This window comes from Streptomyces sp. NRRL WC-3549, assembly GCF_000721935.1.
Classification (GTDB): Bacteria; Actinomycetota; Actinomycetes; order Streptomycetales; family Streptomycetaceae; genus Streptomyces.
Genome location: NZ_KL585394.1, coordinates 25,789 through 30,531, shown reverse-complemented (window position 1 = coordinate 30,531; position 4,743 = coordinate 25,789). Strand labels below are relative to the sequence as shown.

The window sequence follows — 4,743 nt, the reverse complement described above, 5'->3', positions numbered from 1 at the left end:
GGGCCCCCGCCGGGGGACGGTGGCCCGCGATGGACGCCACCATCTCCAGGACCTGACGCGTCTCCGCCACCTCGTGGACCCGGTAGACCTGGGCCCCCAGCCACGCCGACACCGCGGTCGTCGCGAGCGTCCCCAGGAGCCGCTCCTTGACCGGTTTGTCGAGCGTCTCCCCGACGAAGTCCTTGTTGGACAGCGAGACCAGCACCGGCCAGCCCGTGGCCGTCATCTCGCCCAGCCTGCGCGTGGCCTCCAGCGAGTGCCGGGTGTTCTTCCCGAAGTCGTGCCCCGGGTCGATCATGATCCCGTCCGGCCGGACCCCCAGCCCCACGGCCCGTTCGGCGAGGCCGACGGTCACCCGCAGGATGTCCGCCATCACGTCCTCGTACGCCACCCGGTGCGGCCTCGTACGCGGCCGGGCGCCGCCCGCGTGGGTGCAGACCAGCCCCGCACCGAACCGTGCGGCCACCTCCGCGAGCCTGGGGTCCACCCCGCCCCACGCGTCGTTCAGGACGTCCGCCCCGGCCTCGCAGACGGCCTCCCCCACGTCGTGCCGCCAGGTGTCCACACTGATCACCACGTCCGGGTGGCGGCGGCGGACCTCGCGGACGAAGCCGACCGTGCGGCGCGCCTCCTCCTCGGCCGACACCTCCTCGCCGGGGCCGGCCTTCACCCCGCCGACGTCGATGATCGCGGCGCCCTCCGAGACGGCCTGCTCGACCCGGGAGAGCGCGGGCTCGTCGCGGAAGGTCGCGCCCTGGTCGTAGAACGAGTCGGGCGTCCGGTTCACGATCGCCATGACCACCGGTTCGTGGGCGCCGAACTCGCGCCGCCCCAGCCTGAGCACACCGCTTCGCATGCCTGGTTCCTCCTCGATAATCCAGCCCGACCCGAACGAAAGACCCTAACCGTCGGTGGCGCATGGCACGATCTGACCCGGACGGGTTTCGGCTTCCGGGGAGATGCGCGTGTTCTGGTTCTTGCTGCTCACGATGGCCGTGGTGGTCGCCGCGGTCACGCTGGCGGTGGTCGGCGGCGGCGGTGGCGCGGTCCTGCAGGACGTCGAGCCGGAGCGGCTCACCGACCCGCTGCCGGCGAACCGCCCGGTCGCGGCTACCGCATGACCGACGTCGACGAGGCGCTGGGCCGGCTCGGCGCCGAACTCGCCGAGCGGGACGCCCGGATCGCCGAGCTGGAGACGGCCCTCGCCGGGGCCCAGGCGACCGCGGCGGGCGGCCCCGACCTGTTCAAGCGGCCCGGCGAGCCGCTGACCGGACAGCCGCGGTCCGGCGAGGAGCACGCGGCCGCCAACGAGGAGCACGCGGCCGCCCACGAGGCCCCGCCGACGGACGAGGGGGACCGGGGATGAGCACGGCCCGGCCCGCCGCGGACGGCCGCCTGCGCTGCCCGTGGGGCCTGAGCACCGAGGACTACCTCGTCTACCACGACACCGAATGGGGCCGGCCCGTCCACGGCGACCACGCCCTCTTCGAGCGGCTGTGCCTGGAGGCGTTCCAGTCCGGACTCTCCTGGCTGACGATCCTGCGCCGGCGCGAGGGGTTCCGCAGCGCCTTCGCCGGGTTCGACATCCCGGCGGTGGCACGGTTCACGGACGCCGACCGGGAGCGCCTCCTCGCCGACCCCGGCATCATCCGCAACCGCGCCAAGATCGACGCCACCCTGGCCAACGCCAAGGTACTGGCCGGCTGGGAGGAAGGGGAGCTGGACGCCCTCATCTGGTCGTACGCCCCCGATCCCGCGTCCCGTCCGGCCCCCCGCACCCTCGGCGACGTCCCGGCGGTCACGCCCGGGTCCACCGCGCTGGCCAAGGAACTCAAGAAGCGGTCCATCCGGTTCGTCGGACCCACCACCGCCTACGCCCTGATGCAGGCCTGCGGTCTGGTCGACGACCACCTGGCCGACTGCGTGGCCCGGGGCGGAGGCTGACCGCCGCTACCTGCCGAGGTAGGTCGGCGGCTGCTTGGCCAGGAACGCCTCGACCGCGATCGTGTGGTCCTCGGACGCGCCCGCCCGCGTCTGCAGTTCGTCCTCCTTCTCCAGGGTCTCGGCGAGGGTGTGGCCCGCGCCGTAGGCCATGGAGGCCTTGAGCGCCGCGTACGCGACCGTGGGCCCGTCCGCCAGGGCGCGGGCCACCGCCGCCGCCTCGTCCGCCAGATCGGCGGCCGGGACCACCTTGTTGACCAGGCCCAGCTCGAAGGCGTCCCGCGCCGGGATCGAGCGGGGGAAGAACAGCAGGTCCGCGGCGCGGCTCGCGCCGATCAGCCGGGGGAGGGTCCATGAGACGCCCGAGTCGGCGGTGAGCGCCACCCCCGCGAAGGACGTGTTGAAGGAGGCCGTGTCGGCGGCCACGCGGTAGTCCGCGGCCAGCGCGAAGCCGAAGCCCGCCCCCGCCGCCACCCCGTTGACGCCCGCGACCACGGGCTTCTCCATCTCGGTGATCGCGCGCACGATCGGGTTGTAGTGCTCGCTGACGGTGCTCAGCGCGTTGCCGTTCTCCTGCTGGCGGGCCTCGGTGAGCTTCGACACGTGCTCCTTGAGGTCCTGTCCCACACAGAAGGCGCGTCCGGTGGCGGTGAGCAGCACCGCTCGTACCGCGGTGTCGTCCGCGACGGCGCGCAACGCGTCGCGGAGCGCGACCTTGGCCGCCGTGTTCATGGCGTTCATCGCGTCGGGGCGGTTGAGCGTGATCGTCGCGAGCCCGTCGCTCACGTCCACGAGCACGGTGTCAGCCATGGTGTCGGCCATTTCCTGGGTCCCCTTACGGCTCGGGCTATGTGCTGTCCAGGCAAGCATGGCCGACTCGGGGCGGACCGGAAATGTGACCCACGTCTAATAATCCGCTGCCGACTGAGGGGTGGTGGCGGCGCAGTATCGCAGTCGGATCGCCGAATTGGGTGGTTTTGAGAGAGCGCGTTGCGCAAGCGATGCCGACCGATGTTGGTCATCGGGGTCTTTGATGCGGGATAATGCGGAGGAAGCATTGTGTTCGACGCCGGTGAGGCAGCGCCTGTCATGGGGCCGCCGGTTGCGATGAGCTGGTTTCAGGAAGGGGAACGAGCATGGCGGCCATGAAGCCGCGGACGGGCGACGGCCCGCTCGAGGTGACAAAGGAGGGGCGGGGCATTGTCATGCGCGTTCCGCTCGAAGGCGGCGGTCGGCTTGTCGTCGAGCTGACTCCGGACGAGGCCGATGCACTCGGCGACGCCCTGAAGAAGGTCGTCGGCTGAGGCGGAAGCGGCGCCCACACTTCCCACTGCCCCGGCACGCCTCCCGTGCCGGGGCAGTGGTGCGTCCGGGAGCCGTGTGCCGGGGGCCGGGTCCGTGTGCCGCGCGCCGCGGCCCGTCGGCCGGCCCTGTGGGGCGCGCGCCGGGTGCCTCGGACGGGGCCTGGGCCCGCCCCGGGCACCGGGTGTGACGCGGGCGGTCAGCCGCGGCGTACCGCGCAGAGCAGTCCGTCGCCCACCGGCAGCAGCGTGGCCATGAGTTCCTGGCTCTCCCGCACGGCCCGCAGCAGTTCGCGCAGGCGCAGCACCTCGGCCGGCTGGGCGGCGGAGTCGATCGTGCGGCCGTCGGCGAAGACACCCTCGAAACAGACCAGCCCGCCGGGCCTCAGCAGGCGCAACGATTCGGCGAGGCAGTCCATGCTCTCCAGCCGGTCGCCGTCGCAGAAGACGAGGTCGTAACCGCCGTCCGCGAGCCGCGGAAGTACGTCGAGGGCGCGGCCGGGGATGAAGCGTGACCGGTTGGTGGCGAAGCCGGCCGCCCGGAACGCCTCGCGCGCGAACTGCTGCCGCTCCGGCTCGGGGTCGACGGTGGTCAGCACACCGTCCGGCCGCATCCCCTGGAGGAGGTAGATGCCGGACACGCCCGTCCCGGTGCCGATCTCCGCCACGGCTTTGGCGTCGGCGGTGGCAGCGAGCAGCCGCAACGCGGCGCCGGTCCCCGGGGACACCGACCGGAGCCCCGTCTCGTGGGCCCGGTCCCGGGCCCAGAGCAGAGCGTCGTCCTCGGGGACAAAGGCGTCGGCGAACGCCCAGCTCGTCTGCCGGTTGGCGGTAATGACCCTCTCCTGTCCCCGTAGTTGACGCAACGGTGACTGTATCCGCTGAACCCGGGAACCCGCAGATGGGACCGGGCGTTAGGAAGAGGCAGGGGAAAACGCCGGGACAGGCCCCCGTGGCCGGGCCCGGAGGGTCGCCTTGCGCCCGGGGACATCCCGGGCCCCATCAGGGAATAAGGCTTATCCGGAGCTAACGGGCGAGGTGGCTATGGTAGGGACTCCACTGGACACCACCAGAGCCGATAGGGGAGGTGCGGCTGCGCCTGTGGATCGGGGAGGAGTGCTGCGGCGCTTTCTCAGGTCGGCGGGTGAGCCGAAATCCGTGACCGACACCGCTGACCGTTCTTCCGACGTCTCCGCACCGACCGCGACCTTCGCCGCAGATGCGGAATCCCAGGCGTGGACCCCGCCCACATGGGAAGAGATCGTCAGCACGCACAGCGGCCGCGTGTACCGACTCGCCTACCGGCTGACGGGTAACCAGCACGACGCCGAGGACCTCACGCAGGAAGTCTTCGTCCGTGTCTTCCGGTCGCTGTCGACCTATACGCCCGGCACCTTCGAGGGCTGGCTGCACCGGATCACGACCAACCTCTTCCTGGACATGGTCCGCCGGAAGCAGCGCATCCGGTTCGACTCGCTCGGCGACGACGCCGCCGAGCGGC

At 72.1% G+C, this 4,743-nt stretch carries 6 protein-coding genes and 1 pseudogene; 4 read left to right on the top strand and 3 right to left on the bottom strand.

Features of this window, described 5'->3' with window-relative positions:
- Positions 1-844 (bottom strand): dihydropteroate synthase (folP, locus tag IH13_RS37185; RefSeq protein WP_031083252.1); only part of this gene is annotated, 844 nt, incomplete at its 3' end.
- A gap of 121 nt (positions 845-965) precedes the next feature.
- Here folP and IH13_RS37180 point away from each other — a divergent pair.
- Together IH13_RS37180 and IH13_RS0110740 are read left to right on the top strand one after the other, a co-directional pair.
- A pseudogene (locus IH13_RS37180) lies at positions 966-1,366 on the top strand (cell division protein DivIVA).
- Positions 1,363-1,944 carry a DNA-3-methyladenine glycosylase I gene (locus tag IH13_RS0110740; RefSeq protein WP_031083250.1) on the top strand — a complete coding sequence of 194 codons (582 nt, stop codon included), beginning with the start codon at positions 1,363-1,365 and terminating at the stop codon, positions 1,942-1,944. Before IH13_RS37180 ends, IH13_RS0110740 begins: the two are co-directional and overlap by 4 nt.
- A gap of 6 nt (positions 1,945-1,950) precedes the next feature.
- On the opposite strand, the gene IH13_RS0110735 is transcribed toward IH13_RS0110740, so the two are convergent.
- Positions 1,951-2,763, bottom strand: a complete 813-nt coding sequence (locus tag IH13_RS0110735; protein WP_031083249.1) for a 2-cyclohexenylcarbonyl CoA isomerase — start codon at positions 2,761-2,763, stop codon at positions 1,951-1,953.
- A gap of 314 nt (positions 2,764-3,077) precedes the next feature.
- On the opposite strand from IH13_RS0110735, the gene IH13_RS40695 reads away from it, so the two are divergent.
- On the top strand, positions 3,078-3,245 hold the full coding sequence (locus tag IH13_RS40695; protein WP_003966491.1) for a DUF3117 domain-containing protein: 168 nt from the start codon (positions 3,078-3,080) through the stop codon (positions 3,243-3,245).
- 197 nt (positions 3,246-3,442) lie between these two features.
- Here IH13_RS40695 and IH13_RS0110725 read toward each other — a convergent pair whose 3' ends face one another.
- The gene (locus tag IH13_RS0110725) at positions 3,443-4,108 is read right to left on the bottom strand and encodes an O-methyltransferase (protein WP_031083248.1); all 666 of its coding nucleotides are present in this window, start codon (positions 4,106-4,108) and stop codon (positions 3,443-3,445) included.
- A 292-nt stretch (positions 4,109-4,400) separates the two neighbouring features.
- On the opposite strand from IH13_RS0110725, the gene IH13_RS0110720 reads away from it, so the two are divergent.
- Positions 4,401-4,743 (top strand): sigma-70 family RNA polymerase sigma factor (locus IH13_RS0110720; RefSeq protein WP_031083247.1); only part of this gene is annotated, 343 nt, incomplete at its 3' end.